Source organism: Acinetobacter sp. FDAARGOS_559 (genome assembly GCF_003940475.1).
Taxonomy (GTDB): domain Bacteria; phylum Pseudomonadota; class Gammaproteobacteria; order Pseudomonadales; family Moraxellaceae; genus Acinetobacter; species Acinetobacter baumannii.
Genome location: NZ_RKJG01000005.1, coordinates 837602 through 851014 on the forward strand (window position 1 = coordinate 837602; position 13413 = coordinate 851014).

Here is a 13413-nt window from a genome sequence, read left to right on the forward strand (position 1 = left end):
CGTCCGCTGAATCCCATACCTATTTTTTAATTCGATTTAGGTTTCCAGCAGTGCGGCAGTAACTCTTCAATCTGGGTCACTTTATGTGTCGGTAACCTTTTCAGCACATCACTTAAATAGGCATACGGATCCAGCCCATTCAGCTTTGCTGACTGGATTAAAGTCATGATGTTTGCCGCTCGCTGACCACTGCGCAGCGAACCTGCAAACAGCCAGTTCTTGCGCCCCAACGCCCAGGGACGCATCTGATTCTCTACCCAATTGTTGCATATCGGTAGATTGCCATCATCCAGATAGCGGCTTAAGGCTGGCCAACGCTTCAGAGTGTAATTGATGGCCTTGGCGGTGGGAGAACTCGATGGCACTGTCAGATGATGTTGGTTGAGCCATTCATATAGTTGTTGCATCACTGGTTGACTATGCTGTTGTCGGTATTCGCGGCGGTCTTCCGCTGTACCATCGGTCTTTTTCCTGAGTTCTGCTTCTATCGCATACAGTTTCTGAATCAGCACCAATGCCTGTTCAGCGACCTGACTTTTCCCGGTCACATGCAGTTCATGGAATTTACGACGTGCATGGGCCATGCAGCCGACCTCTATGACCTGGCCTGATTTAAAGCGTGCTTTATAACCACTGTAATCATCACAGACTAGATTGCCCTGCCAGCCTTTCAAGAACTCTGCAGCATGCTGGCCTGAACGACTATCCTGAAAGTCATAGATCACCGCCTGAACTGGATTGTACTGTGTGGTGGCATAGGCCCAGACATAACCTTTCTTCGGTTTTTTCTCATTCTCACCCATCCGCATGATGGTGACCGGTGTTTCATCTGCATGCAGCACCCGCTGTTGCAGCACCACCTCTTTTAAGGCATTGGCCAGAGGTTCCAGTTCTACACCGCAGCGACCTATCCAGTCAGATAAAGTTGATCTAGAAAGTTCGATTCCCGCCCGCTGATAGATCAGACGTTGACGGTACAGCGGCAAATGATCGGCATACTTCGATACCAGCACATGGCTGAGCAATTCAGGTGAAGCAATGCCTTTATCAATCACATAGGCGGGCATCGCTTGCTGAGTCAGAGTGTCACACTGATCACAGACCCATTTACCACGCACATGCTGTTCCTTATAGAACTGTGCCGGTCTGAAATGCAGTTTCTCACTGACATCTTCGCCGATACGACGGAGTTGGCATCCACAAGTGCATTGGGTTGATGCAGGTTCATGCTCAATACGGATGGTGTGTAGATGATCTGGCAGTGGTCGACGTTTAGGTTTATTGGTTTTGGCTTTCTGTGTCGCTGCATCGGTTTTATCTGCATTTAATCGTTCTAATTCCAGATCAACAGCAGCAATATCTTCTTCAACCGCTTCATCCCATAGGTGGATTTGTTTTGCCGTTAAGTGTTCATTCTTTTGGGCGAATTTGTGCTTTTTAAACAGCGCCAGTTCATGCTCGTATTTTTGATTGAGAATAGAAAGATGTTGAACTTTGGCATCCAATTGTTGGTTTGATTGTGCTAGAGACTGATGCTGCATCGCCAACTGTCTGGTGAATTCCAGCAGTTGTTCATGGGTCAGTTGGCTTAAGTCAGGCAGCGTATTCATGACCGCAGTATGCCTGAGGTCATGAAGAGAATGAAATAGAACGTTTGGAGGATGGCAGAATGGTCGAGCTTGGTTTAGAGCATATTCACCACTTGCTGCAATCCAATTCTCTGCCAGGGCAAACCTTGGATTAATGCCTGTAACTGTTCCGGGCTGAGGGCCACGGTTTCACCTTGGTGAACTTGAGCCCAGTGAAATTTACCCTGTTCCAAACGCCGGGCACACAGCCAGATGCCCAGTCCATCATGTACCAACACTTTCATACGATGACCACGTTTATTACAGAACAGGTAGGCGCAATGCGGTTTGATGTAGCCAAAGGCTCTCACCACCTGAGCCATGACAGTATCCATTCCTGCTCGCATATCCATGGGCTGGGTAGAGAGCCAAATTTCATTGATACGGATCATGTTGCCAGTGCCTTGAGTAATTCTGCCAAGGCAGGTATTTCTGATGTCTGCCATTTTAGCTGAATATCATTATTCGTATGAGGCACGGTGATACACAACGTGATCCTCTCATCAATAGGTTGGCTGATTGCAGCAGTGTAAGGCAAAGCAATAAATGCTGGATTCACATGAGTAGGATCCTGCACGGCACCCTCATGATGGCTGAAGATCCTGATCCAACGACTGACAAGGTTGGCATTAATACTATGTTGCAGTGCGACCGAAGCGATCGAGGTATTAGGATTTTTACAGGCATTGACAATACTGAGTTTGAATTCTTTGCTGTATGTTCTGCGTTTTTTAGCAACAGGAGGTGTTGCTGAATATATATCCATGTTCATGGATTAAGTCCCCACTTGTTTTTAGGTGGGAACTAAATTAAGGCTTATAGGACCGCTTGGTAAGGCTGTGTTAGCCGGATGCTTACCGTTTTCATTATATTAAACTTACTATTTATGCCTATTAGTACAATTATTGACTATGCTTTTGCATTAGGACAAAAGCGACAAGCTCTACATGACAAAATTGCAAGAACAAAAGTGATCAAATGATAGTAAATGACTCATTCATTTAATGTCTAAAAAAAAGGAGGCACCTCGCCTCCTTTTTTTCCATAGAGAGTTGATATTTAAATAAAAGCTCTGTTGAAATTAGATACCCTACAAAAAAAATCGGGTTTTAAAACAATTATTTCAGACGACTTTATGTGTAGCTTAGTTTGTCGATATGAGGCATAATGCCCTACAACGTAGCGGTGTCACATCATTGAGAAGTCTAATTTTTAAGACTAGCGTTCTCAATCATGCGACACTTTAATCGCTATCCCATATTTAATTAGGGAATGGGACTCTTCACCGAGGTTGTAAAATGAGACAAACGATTTTAGCTGTATTGTCTTTATCAACGCTTGCCGCACTTTTGACTGGGTGTGGTGGTGATATGGTACTTCTAAACTCTAAAGGTCCAGTTGGTCAAGGTCAAAGTGACCTTATGATGACTGCGATCTATTTAATGTTACTTGTGGTGATTCCTTCAATCATCATGGCATTATGGTTTGGTTGGAAATATCGTGCGTCAAATAAAGATGCAGACTATAAACCTACATGGGCACACTCAACTGCAATTGAAGTTGTAGTATGGGGTATTCCTGTCATTATTATTGGTATTTTAGCTTGGTTAACTTGGTGGGGTTCCCACAAGTATGACCCATACCGTCCTTTAGAATCAGATAAAGCACCTTTAACTATTCAGGTTATTGCTGAACAGTTCAAGTGGATTTTTATTTATCCTGAACAAAACATTGCGACTGTTAACGAAGTACGTTTCCCAGAGAAAACTCCGTTAAGTTTCAAAATCACTTCTAACTTCACGATGAACTCATTCTTCATCCCACAGTTAGGCGGTCAGATTTATGCAATGGCAGGTATGCAAACTCACCTTCATTTGTTAGCAAATGAAACTGGTGTATATCGTGGTTTCTCTTCTAACTACTCAGGCTATGGTTTCTCTCAAATGCGTTTCAAAGCGCATAGCGTTACAGAGCAACAATTCAACGAATGGGTAGCGGCTGTTAAAGCAGGTAATGGTACAACCATTAACCCAGAAGCAGTTCAAAAAACTACGCTTGACCAAGCTGAATTGGCAACCTTACGTGATGGCGATCGTTCTAAGCACCAAATCGAGCATTTAGTAAATCGTGCTAAAGCTGCTGGTGACCAAGAAGCGCTTGCTAAAGCAGAAGCGATGAAACCGTTCCCGACTAAGCCACACCCTGTGACTTATTACTCTTCAGTTGAACCAAAATTGTTTGAAACAATTATCAACCACTATATGAGTAACTATCATGGTGCTGACCACTCTGCTGCACATACAACAGCAGAAACTCATGTTGCAGCTGAACACGCTGCTCAAGGGGAATAAGACATGGATATGATTTTTGGTAAATTGGGTTGGGACTCTATCCCGACAGAGCCAATCGTACTTGTCACCATGGTCTTTATGGCACTTGGTGCAATTGCTGTGCTTGGCGGTATCACCTATTTCAAAAAATGGGGATATTTGTGGAAAGAATGGTTTACAACTGTAGACCATAAAAAAATTGGTATCATGTATATCATCGTATCTGTCGTCATGCTTTTGCGTGGTTTCGCCGATGCGATCATGATGCGTTTACAACTTTTCCTCGCTAAAGGCGGTGGTGAAGGTTATTTACATCCTGACCATTACGACCAGATCTTCACCGCACACGGTGTAATCATGATCTTCTTCGTAGCAATGGGTCTAGTTGTAGGTATGATGAACATCTCTGTACCTTTACAGATCGGTGCTCGTGACGTTGCTTTCCCATTATTAAACTCTTTAAGCTTCTGGTTATTCGCTGGTGCTGCTGGTTTAATGATGCTTTCACTTGTATTAGGTGAATTTGCTGCGACTGGTTGGATGGCTTACCCTCCTCTGTCTGGTATTCAATATTCTCCTGGTGTAGGTGTTGACTACTATATCTGGGCACTTCAGGTTTCTGGTCTAGGTACGCTTTTATCTGGTGTTAACTTCTTCGTTACCATCATCAAAATGCGTGCGCCTGGCATGAAATTGATGGATATGCCTATTTTCACGTGGACTTCACTTTGTACGGCTGTATTAATCATTGCATCTTTCCCTGTATTAACAGGTACTCTTGCGATGCTTACATTAGACCGTTACTTCGGTTTCCATTTCTTCACAAATGAGCTTGGCGGTAGTCCAATGCTTTATGTGAACTTGATCTGGACATGGGGTCACCCTGAAGTATATATCTTGGTATTACCAGCATTTGGTTTATACTCAGAAATCGTTGCAACCTTCTCTCGTAAAGCGTTGTTCGGTTACAAGTCTATGGTATATGCAACAATTGCAATTACTGTATTAGCATTTGTTGTATGGCTTCACCACTTCTTCACCATGGGTGCTGGTGCGAACGTTAACGCGTTCTTCGGTATCATGACCATGGTTATTGCGATTCCTACTGGTGTGAAAATCTTCTCTTGGTTATTCACCATGTATAAAGGTCGCATCACCTTTACTACTCCAATGTTATGGACGCTTGGCTTCCTTGTAACATTCGGTATCGGTGGTTTAACTGGTGTACTTATGGCTGTTCCACCTGCGGACTTCCTTGTACACAACTCATTATTCTTGATCGCTCACTTCCATAACGTAATTATCGGTGGTGTGGTGTTTGGTATGTTTGCCGGCATCATTTACTACTGGCCAAAAATGTTTGGTTGGAAGCTCAATGAAGCATGGGGTAAAGCTGCATTCTGGTTCTGGTTCTTCGGTTTCTATTTTGCATTCATGCCACTTTATATCCTTGGTTTCATGGGTATGACTCGTCGTTTGAATACATATGACAACCCTGAATGGGACCCATACCTTGCGATTGCATTATTCGGTGCTGTTCTTGTTGCGATTGGTATTGCATGTTTCTTAATGCAAATCATCGTTGGTTTCTTACAACGTCACCAAAACATGGACTACACAGGCGATCCATGGGATGCTCGTACACTTGAATGGGCTACTTCTTCCCCTGCTCCATTCTATAACTTTGCTCATGAACCAGATGCAAGCGGTATTGACCGTTTCTGGACTGACAAAGAAAACGGTGTAGCATACGCACGTAATACTAAATATGAAGACATCCACATGCCGACTGATCGTGCTGCTGGTTTTGTCATTGCAATGTTCATTACTCTTCTTGGCTTTGCACTCATCTGGCATATTTGGTGGCTCGTAGTTGTTTCATTCGTTGCAGCTGTTGTTAGCTTGATCGTAAGCTCATTCACTAAGAATGTTGATTACTATGTTCCAGCTGCAGAAGTTGAGCGTATTGAAAACGAACGCTATGCTTTACTTGAAAAACACTTGAAGAAGGACTAAGGAAATGGCTGAAGTACTTCATCACGACAACCACGGCCATGATGGTCATCATGAACATGATGATACTGACTTAACGGTCTTTGGTTTCTGGACATACTTGATGAGTGACTTGATTCTTTTCGGATCACTCTTCATTGCGTTCGCTGTATTAAGCAGTCATGTTCCACCAGGAACTCCAAGTGCATATGACCTGTTCCATGAATCATTAGGCTACGTGTTAACTGAAACATTTGCCTTATTGATTTCATCGGTAACTTTTGGTTTTGCGGTACTTGCATCTTATAAAAAGAATGTAAATCAAGTGATCACTTGGTTATTTATTACATTCCTTTTTGGTGCAACCTTCATCGGGATGGAACTCTATGAATTCCATCACCTTGTAGAAGAAGGTCATGGTCCAACTCACAGTGCTTTCTTATCATCGTTCTTTACTTTGGTAGGTACGCACGGTATCCACGTAACTTCTGGTTTAGTGTGGATGTTGGTATTGATGTATCAAATCAAAACTAAAGGTTTGACTTTACCGAATACACGTCGTCTTGCTTGCTTAAGCTTGTTCTGGCACTTCCTTGACATCGTTTGGATCTGTGTATTCAGCGTCGTTTACTTACTGGGAGTTCTCTAATGAGTAGTCATGAGCATAATGCTGCTGGTGCGTCACACGGTAACTTTAAGCAATACACTGTTGGCTTTATTCTTTCTGTCATCCTTACCATCATCCCATTCGGGATGGTGATGGCGGGTGGTTTCAGCCGCGGTCTTTTGGTTACAGTGATTGCAATCACTGCCGTTGCTCAGGTTCTTGTACAACTTGTGTACTTCTTACACATGAATACATCATCTGAACAACGTTGGAATATGATTGCATTTATCTACACAATCCTATGTATCGCTGTACTTTTAATCGGTTCTGTGTGGATTATGAATTACCTTCACTACAATATGATGATCTAAACTGATTGTCATGTTGAAAAAGTATTTATTCCTGACTAAACCAGGAATTCTCTTCGGTAATTTCATTACCACCTTGGGCGGCTTCTTCTTAGCCGCCCAAGGCTCTATAGACATCTTATTATTATTGCTCACTCTCATTGGAACAACATTAGTTGTTGCTTCAGGTTGTGTGGTTAATAATGTTATAGATCAAGATATTGATACAAAGATGCAGCGCACTCAAAACCGTGCACTCGTTAAAAAAACCATCTCTCCTACTGTTGCGCTTGTATATGCTTTCGTACTCGGAGTAATGGGTTTTAGCATTTTGTGGTTTGGTGTAAATGGTTACGCGTTTTTGTTTGCAATGATTGGTTTTATTGTCTATGTCGGTTTTTACAGTTTGTGGACTAAACGTACCTCAATCCATCAAACCGTCATTGGTAGTATCTCCGGAGCGAGCCCTCCTGTTATTGGTTATACAGCAGTAACTCATCAATTTGATGTGGCAGCCTTGCTTTTGTTTTTAGCATACGCTTTATGGCAAATGCCTCACTCTTGGGCAATTGCAATTTATCGTTTTGATGATTACAAAAATGCGGGAATTCCTATCTTGCCTGTAGCACGTTCCATTTATCGCACGAAAATTGAATGTGTAATCTATATCCTGTTGTTTGCAGCTGTTTTGAATGGGTTATATTGTTTTGGCTACACCAATGTATTTTTCTTGATTACCTTTAATGCTTTGAGCGCATACTGGTTTTATTTATCAATTATTGGATTTAAAGCCGAAAACGACCAACTTTGGGCTAAACGCTTTTTCCTTTACTCAGTAATCTTAATTACTTTGCTAAGTTTAAGTTTTAGCTTTACCTATCAATCCCCTGCTCCAAATCTTCCTCTCTTTTAATTAAGGGAGGATTTCCTCCTCTCTCAAATAACTTTTATATTTCTCATCAAAAGATTTGTTTTTAGTCTAATTTTTACCTATAATTCAGCCTTCGCATTTTTTGCGACGTAGCTATTTATATTTTTAGCTATGACTCCTTGCTTCTAATTTTATTAGGGGCTGTTTAAACCGTAAGGAGCTGACAATGCGTCATTACGAAATCGTACTTTTGGTACACCCAGACCAAAGCGATCAAGTTGTAGGTATGGTTGAACGCTATATCTCTCAGATCAAAGAAGCTGATGGTCAAATTCACCGTTTAGAAGATTGGGGCCGTCGTCAATTGGCTTACCCAATTAACAAAATTCACAAAGCGCACTACATTCTTATGAATGTTGAATGTGGTCAATCTACGCTTGATGAGTTAGAAGAATTATTCCGTTATAACGACGCGATCATTCGTAACCTTATCATCCGTCGTGAACACGCAATCACTGAAGAGTCATTGCTTGCTAAGAGTGCTGAAGAAAAGCGTGCGCGTAAAGCTCAACGTGAAGAAGCACAGCAAGTTGCTCAAGAAGCTGAATAAGGAGAACATCAATGGCACGTTTTTACCGTCGTCGCAAGTTCTGCCGCTTTACAGCTGAGAATGTTGCGTACATCGACTACAAAGATATCGATACTTTAAAACAGTACATCACTGAAAACGGCAAGATTGTTCCTAGCCGTATCACTGGTACTAAAGCTCGTTATCAACGTCAATTAGCGCTTGCTATCAAACAAGCTCGCTACTTGTCTTTGATTCCGTACACTGACAACCATAAGTGAGGTGATCTGTGGACGTTATCTTATTACAACGCATTAAGAACCTTGGTAAATTAGGCGATAAAGTATCAGTTAAAGCTGGTTACGGCCGTAACTTCCTTATCCCTCAAGGTAAAGCAGTTGCAGCTACTGAAGCTAACACTGCTGCTTTCGAAGCTCGTCGCGCTGAACTTGAGAAGCAAGAAGCTGAAGTATTAGCTGCTGCTCAAGCACGTGCTGAACAATTGAACGAAGTTAACATCGTTATCACTGCTAAAGCTGGTGACGAAGGTAAACTCTTCGGTTCTATCGGTACTCGTGACATCGCTGACGCGTTAACGAATGCTGGTCTTACAGTTGACCGTGCAGAAGTTCGTTTACCAAACGGTGCGCTTCGTCACACTGGTGAATTCAACATCGCAATTCAATTGCACCATGATGTTGTTGCAGAAGTTCTCGTTACTATCGTATCTGAGTAATTTCTCATCAAAAAAAGAGCATGCTTACGCATGCTCTTTTTTTATCTCTTAAATTTAAGCAATAAAATTAGATATATTAATTCCTGATCAGTTCTTCAGTTTAATTGGTTTTTTAATTAGGTAGTTTATTTAGTTTTGTTTTAAGATAGTTCTCGGCTTAAAACCCTTTTTGTGTACACATTTTATCATCAGGTCTAATTATGTCTCAGGCGAATGCCACTTCTTTAACCCTTTCATCTCCAACAGAAAATAAGACGAGTGAATCAGGCCAACTTAAAGAGTTTCGCACTCCCCCACACAATTTAGCCATTGAGCAAGCTGTACTTGCTGCGCTGATGACCGTTGCTGAATCTTTTGAACAAGTCAGTGACTTACTCAAAGAAAATGATTTTTATGCCACTCGTCATAAATATATTTATCGTGCAATTGAAAAATTAGCACAGGAAAACTCACCGTATGATGCGGTTTTGGTCAACGACTGGCTTTTAAAACAAAACTTACTCGATGCGATTGGCGGTGAAGAATATTTGATGCAGCTTATGGCTGACTCACCTTCGAGTTTCTATAATCTTGAAACTTATGCGACTAAAATTAAAGAATTTTCTACACTACGCAGTATGATTAAGGTAAGTACTGAAATTTTACAAAATGCTTATGACACAAAAGGTCGAGGTGTAAGTGAAATTTTAGATTTAGCCGAAACAAGTATTTTCTCTTTAGCAGAACAACATAACAACAATAAAAAAGATTCTGGACCTAAAGCAATTAGTTCTGTAACTGCCGATGTAATTAGTAAACTTGATGAACTTTCAAAATTAGACGGAAATATTACTGGTTTAACGACTGGCTTCTTAGAGCTCGATAATAAAACTTCTGGTATGCAACCGGGTGATTTGATTATTGTCGCAGCACGTCCATCTATGGGTAAAACTACTTTCGCCATGAACTTGGTTGAAAGTGTTTTGCAATACAATAAACTCCCAGCTCTCGTATTCTCTATGGAGATGCCAGCAGACTCTATTGCGATGCGTCTAATTTCAGCTATGGGTAAAGTGCATCAAGGGCATTTACGTTCAGGTAATTTGGATGCTGATGAATGGACTAAAGTAACGGGTACCATTCTGCAACTTCAACAAATGCATTTGTATATTGATGATTCCTCTGCCCTACCACCTACTGAAGTTCGTGCCCGAGCTAGACGTATTGCAAAAATGCATGATGGTAAAATCGGCTGTATCATGGTCGACTATTTACAGTTGATGAAAGTTCCGGGCATGGGTGACAACCGCGTTGGTGAGATCTCGGAAATTTCACGTAGCTTAAAAGCTTTAGCTAAAGAAATGAACTGTCCTGTGATTGCACTATCTCAGCTTAACCGAAGTCTGGAAAACCGACCTAATAAACGCCCAGTAATGTCTGACTTACGTGAATCTGGTGCGATTGAGCAGGATGCCGACTTAATCATGTTTATTTACCGTGATGAAGTTTATAACAAAGAATCGAAAGAAGCAGGCACCGCAGAAATTATCATCGGTAAACAGCGTAATGGTCCAATTGGTACTGTTCGCCTTGCCTTTGAAGGCCAATATACTCGTTTTAGTAATCTCTCTCCTGAGTATTACAGCCAATATGATGATGAAGAATAAACTCTATCTCTAGCCCAAAGGAGTAAATGAGGGTGCGTCAAGCAACAGTTTATATTGATCGCCAAGCGCTTCAATATAATTTAAACCGTGTCAAACAACTCGCAGCAAATTCAAAAATCGTAAGCATGGTAAAGGCCAATGCATACGGACATGGAGTCAAAGACTGTTTAGCAGCCTTAAATGCCTCAGATGCCTTTGGTGTAGCCTGCCTACAAGAAGGATTAGAAATCCGTGAACTTGGTTTCGAGCAACCAGTTACTTTAATTGAAGGGGTATTTTCTGAAGATGAAATGCCCGTCGCAATTGAACAAAAATTTGAATGCGTCATTCACCATCAACAACAGTTTGAATGGTTAATTAAACACAAACAAGCATATATTGCCCAAGGCTTAAAAGTATGGGTTAAATTAAATAGCGGTATGAACCGTTTAGGTTTTAAAAACCCAGAAATTATTGAAGTGATTAAGACATTAAAGTCTGAAGGTTTTACATGTGTACTTGCTATGCATTTTGCAAATGCAGATGTAGACCACCCTTTAAATGAACAACAAAAACAGCAATTTTTGCATATTAAAGAAACTTGCGATCCAATTTTAGCATCATGCTGTAATTCAGCTGCCATCTTTAAATGGCCAGAACTAAATTTTGACTATGTACGTCCTGGTATTATGCTCTACGGAGCTTCACCTTTTGCAGATAAAACAGTGCATGATCTTGATTTGAAACCTGTCATGACTTTTACTGCAGAAATAATAGCGTTAAACCATATTGAAGCTGGTGAACACGTAGGTTATGGCTCTACTTTTTGTGCTCAACAGGCTATGGATATCGCCATTGTTTCTATTGGCTATGGTGATGGTTATCCAAGAGCTTATGTTAAGCAAAATTTTGTCGCTATTGATGGCAAACTTTGCCCAGTTGTGGGCCGTGTAAGTATGGATATGATTGCGATTGATGTCACAAATACTCAAGTAAAACTTGGCACCAAGGTTGAACTTTGGGGAAATCACCGTTTAGTTGATGATGTGGCTGAAGCAAATGGCACAATCGGTTATGAATTACTTTGCCGTCTAAGTTCTCGCCCAGTCCGTCAAGGTACTTAAAGTTCACTAAATAAAAAATCCAAGCACTGCTTGGATTTTTTTTGAATAAATTTTAGCGCCAATAATCATCTGTAGGTTTTGGCATTTCCTGTAAACCACGGCGTAACGTATCTGACCATTGACGACTAATTTGTGAAAAATATGGATCGTCTTCAGTAATTCGCTTACCCATAGGGATCACAAAACTATCTTTACTATAAACTAATGCATCTAACGGCAAACCAACAGAGACATTAGAACGCAATGTAGAATCAAATGAAATTAAACTACAACGAAGAGCATCATCTAATGGCATCGCATAATATAAAGCTCGATCTAAAATAGGTTTGCCATATTTACTTTCGCCAATTTGAAAGTAAGGCGTATCTGTGGTGGCACAAATAAAATTGCCTTGCGGATAAACATTATAAAGCTGCATATCTCCGCCTTTGATTTGTCCCCCCACTAAAATACTACAGGCATAATTCATTTGTTCTTGGGTATCTGAACTGATATCTTCTAAAACGCTTTTCAAGGTTTTACCGACTAGGTCAGCCACTTCAAACATAGTATTAATGCTATATAAATTAGGCTCTTGTTGCAAAATAAGCGCATTTTGCAAATGCCCAATAACCGCTTGTGTAGTTGCTAAATTGCCTGCTGTTTGCAAGGCAATAAATCGCTCTCCCGTTACTCCAAAAGTATGCAGTTTACGGAACACAGAAATATGATCGACCCCGGCATTAGTTCGAGTGTCACTTATAAACACCAAACCCTGTTCTAATCTCAGCGCACAACAATAGGTCATTTCGTTCTCTTTACATTCAACAAGCCAGCACTTGAACCACAGACATCATATTTTCAGTACCACCTTTTTCTCGCACCCCCCTAATGGGCGCAACATCGAGATAGTCCCGACCAACAGCAAGATAAATATGATGCTTTGGTGTAAACAATTGATTGCTTACATCAAAACAATACCACTGATTATCTAAAAATACCTCCGCCCAAGCGTGACTGGCAAGGTGCGGATAATTTTGATCAAATAAATAACCAGAGACATAACGTGCTGGTAATTGTAACGCACGACACATGGCGATTAAAACATGTGCATGATCTTGGCATACTCCTTGAGCTGCATGAAAGGCTTGCGTGGCAGTCGTATGAACAGATGTACTATCTGGTTGATATGGCATCTTTTGCAGGATATTTTCACTGAGCAAAGCAATGTGTTGTCGATCTTTGACGGTTACAATTTTCTGGGCAAAATCCAACATTTCAGAATCATATTGAGTGGCCGCTGTACTTTGAAGAAATATTTTTGATGGTATAGGTACATCTACTCCACCTATCTCTGTATTTAAAAGCTCAACAATACCCTGCGCCATAAAAGTAAGATGTTGGTATTCATAACGCTGGCTAGCCGTTATCCAAATATTATTAAAAATATCTCTTTTGAGCGTCTTGTCACCAGGCACACTGATTGCCCAATTCATAACATGTTGATGCAGCGATGTTTGAGGCATCATCTTGATATACTGAATACTGTTTTTAGCAGTTTCAGTATAGTTATAATGGGTTTGATGATTAACCATCAATTTCATAA

15 protein-coding genes and 1 pseudogene are annotated in these 13413 nt (G+C 41.0%); 11 read left to right on the forward strand and 5 right to left on the reverse strand.

Annotation, left to right across the window (positions count from 1 at the left end):
* Positions 1-26 precede the first annotated feature (26 nt).
* From EGS71_RS05500 to EGS71_RS05510, 3 genes are all read right to left on the reverse strand, one after another.
* Entirely contained in the window at positions 27-1610 is a 1584-nt protein-coding gene (locus EGS71_RS05500; RefSeq protein ID WP_001094424.1) for an IS66-like element ISAba25 family transposase, read from the reverse strand.
* Positions 1611-1684: 74 nt separating this feature from the next.
* Positions 1685-2020 carry an IS66 family insertion sequence element accessory protein TnpB gene (tnpB, locus tag EGS71_RS05505; protein ID WP_000619347.1) on the reverse strand — a complete coding sequence of 112 codons (336 nt, stop codon included), beginning with the start codon at positions 2018-2020 and terminating at the stop codon, positions 1685-1687.
* Positions 2017-2400: a transposase gene (locus EGS71_RS05510; protein ID WP_001055589.1), complete on the reverse strand. Its 384-nt coding sequence runs from the start codon at positions 2398-2400 to the stop codon at positions 2017-2019. Before EGS71_RS05510 ends, tnpB begins: the two co-directional genes overlap by 4 nt.
* Positions 2401-2487: 87 nt before the next feature.
* Between EGS71_RS05510 and EGS71_RS05515 the strand changes: the two are divergent.
* The 11 genes and pseudogenes from EGS71_RS05515 to alr form a co-directional block, all read left to right on the forward strand.
* Positions 2488-2610 (forward strand): annotated as a pseudogene (locus tag EGS71_RS05515) (RDD family protein); the annotation flags it as partial.
* Between the two features lie 316 nt (positions 2611-2926).
* Positions 2927-3979 carry a ubiquinol oxidase subunit II gene (cyoA, locus tag EGS71_RS05520; RefSeq protein ID WP_001250044.1) on the forward strand — a complete coding sequence of 351 codons (1053 nt, stop codon included), beginning with the start codon at positions 2927-2929 and terminating at the stop codon, positions 3977-3979.
* 3 nt (positions 3980-3982) lie between these two features.
* On the forward strand, positions 3983-5974 hold the full coding sequence (gene cyoB, locus EGS71_RS05525) for a cytochrome o ubiquinol oxidase subunit I (protein ID WP_000367186.1): 1992 nt from the start codon (positions 3983-3985) through the stop codon (positions 5972-5974).
* Positions 5975-5978: 4 nt separating this feature from the next.
* Complete coding sequence (gene cyoC / locus EGS71_RS05530; protein ID WP_000852577.1) at positions 5979-6599, forward strand: cytochrome o ubiquinol oxidase subunit III; 621 nt, start codon at positions 5979-5981, stop codon at positions 6597-6599.
* A complete protein-coding gene (locus tag EGS71_RS05535; RefSeq protein WP_000094534.1) occupies positions 6599-6928 on the forward strand; it encodes a cytochrome o ubiquinol oxidase subunit IV in 330 nt (109 codons plus the stop codon). The genes cyoC and EGS71_RS05535 overlap by 1 nt, the downstream gene beginning before the upstream one ends.
* 10 nt (positions 6929-6938) lie before the next feature.
* Positions 6939-7817 carry a heme o synthase gene (cyoE, locus tag EGS71_RS05540; protein WP_000915318.1) on the forward strand — a complete coding sequence of 293 codons (879 nt, stop codon included), beginning with the start codon at positions 6939-6941 and terminating at the stop codon, positions 7815-7817.
* A 184-nt stretch (positions 7818-8001) separates the two neighbouring features.
* Positions 8002-8385: a 30S ribosomal protein S6 gene (gene rpsF / locus EGS71_RS05545; RefSeq protein WP_001216679.1), complete on the forward strand. Its 384-nt coding sequence runs from the start codon at positions 8002-8004 to the stop codon at positions 8383-8385.
* Between the two features lie 11 nt (positions 8386-8396).
* Positions 8397-8624: a 30S ribosomal protein S18 gene (gene rpsR / locus EGS71_RS05550; RefSeq protein ID WP_000090661.1), complete on the forward strand. Its 228-nt coding sequence runs from the start codon at positions 8397-8399 to the stop codon at positions 8622-8624.
* Positions 8625-8632: 8 nt separating this feature from the next.
* Positions 8633-9079, forward strand: coding sequence for a 50S ribosomal protein L9 (gene rplI / locus EGS71_RS05555; RefSeq protein ID WP_000382591.1), 447 nt, complete (start codon positions 8633-8635; stop codon positions 9077-9079).
* 200 nt (positions 9080-9279) lie between these two features.
* Positions 9280-10725 carry a replicative DNA helicase gene (dnaB, locus tag EGS71_RS05560; protein ID WP_000075891.1) on the forward strand — a complete coding sequence of 482 codons (1446 nt, stop codon included), beginning with the start codon at positions 9280-9282 and terminating at the stop codon, positions 10723-10725.
* A 32-nt stretch (positions 10726-10757) separates the two neighbouring features.
* Positions 10758-11828, forward strand: coding sequence for an alanine racemase (alr, locus tag EGS71_RS05565; protein ID WP_001248170.1), 1071 nt, complete (start codon positions 10758-10760; stop codon positions 11826-11828).
* Positions 11829-11880: 52 nt separating this feature from the next.
* On the opposite strand, the gene EGS71_RS05570 is transcribed toward alr, so the two are convergent.
* Together EGS71_RS05570 and EGS71_RS05575 are read right to left on the reverse strand one after the other, a co-directional pair.
* A complete protein-coding gene (locus EGS71_RS05570) occupies positions 11881-12615 on the reverse strand; it encodes a proteasome-type protease (protein ID WP_000220477.1) in 735 nt (244 codons plus the stop codon).
* 16 nt (positions 12616-12631) lie between these two features.
* Positions 12632-13411 (reverse strand): transglutaminase family protein, encoded by a 780-nt coding sequence (locus tag EGS71_RS05575; RefSeq protein WP_000772589.1) that lies wholly within the window; start codon positions 13409-13411, stop codon positions 12632-12634.
* Positions 13412-13413 lie beyond the last annotated feature (2 nt).

What these genes read in the sequence shown, in the direction of transcription:
- EGS71_RS05500 (WP_001094424.1), bottom strand. Translation starts at nt 1,610, where the DNA reads ATGAATACGCTGCCTGACTTAAGCCAACTGACCCATGAACAACTGCTG.
- tnpB (WP_000619347.1), bottom strand. Translation starts at nt 2,020, where the DNA reads ATGATCCGTATCAATGAAATTTGGCTCTCTACCCAGCCCATGGATATG.
- EGS71_RS05510 (WP_001055589.1), bottom strand. Translation starts at nt 2,400, where the DNA reads ATGAACATGGATATATATTCAGCAACACCTCCTGTTGCTAAAAAACGC.
- cyoA (WP_001250044.1), top strand. Translation starts at nt 2,927, where the DNA reads ATGAGACAAACGATTTTAGCTGTATTGTCTTTATCAACGCTTGCCGCA.
- cyoB (WP_000367186.1), top strand. Translation starts at nt 3,983, where the DNA reads ATGGATATGATTTTTGGTAAATTGGGTTGGGACTCTATCCCGACAGAG.
- cyoC (WP_000852577.1), top strand. Translation starts at nt 5,979, where the DNA reads ATGGCTGAAGTACTTCATCACGACAACCACGGCCATGATGGTCATCAT.
- EGS71_RS05535 (WP_000094534.1), top strand. Translation starts at nt 6,599, where the DNA reads ATGAGTAGTCATGAGCATAATGCTGCTGGTGCGTCACACGGTAACTTT.
- cyoE (WP_000915318.1), top strand. Translation starts at nt 6,939, where the DNA reads ATGTTGAAAAAGTATTTATTCCTGACTAAACCAGGAATTCTCTTCGGT.
- rpsF (WP_001216679.1), top strand. Translation starts at nt 8,002, where the DNA reads ATGCGTCATTACGAAATCGTACTTTTGGTACACCCAGACCAAAGCGAT.
- rpsR (WP_000090661.1), top strand. Translation starts at nt 8,397, where the DNA reads ATGGCACGTTTTTACCGTCGTCGCAAGTTCTGCCGCTTTACAGCTGAG.
- dnaB (WP_000075891.1), top strand. Translation starts at nt 9,280, where the DNA reads ATGTCTCAGGCGAATGCCACTTCTTTAACCCTTTCATCTCCAACAGAA.
- EGS71_RS05570 (WP_000220477.1), bottom strand. Translation starts at nt 12,615, where the DNA reads ATGACCTATTGTTGTGCGCTGAGATTAGAACAGGGTTTGGTGTTTATA.
- EGS71_RS05575 (WP_000772589.1), bottom strand. Translation starts at nt 13,411, where the DNA reads ATGAAATTGATGGTTAATCATCAAACCCATTATAACTATACTGAAACT.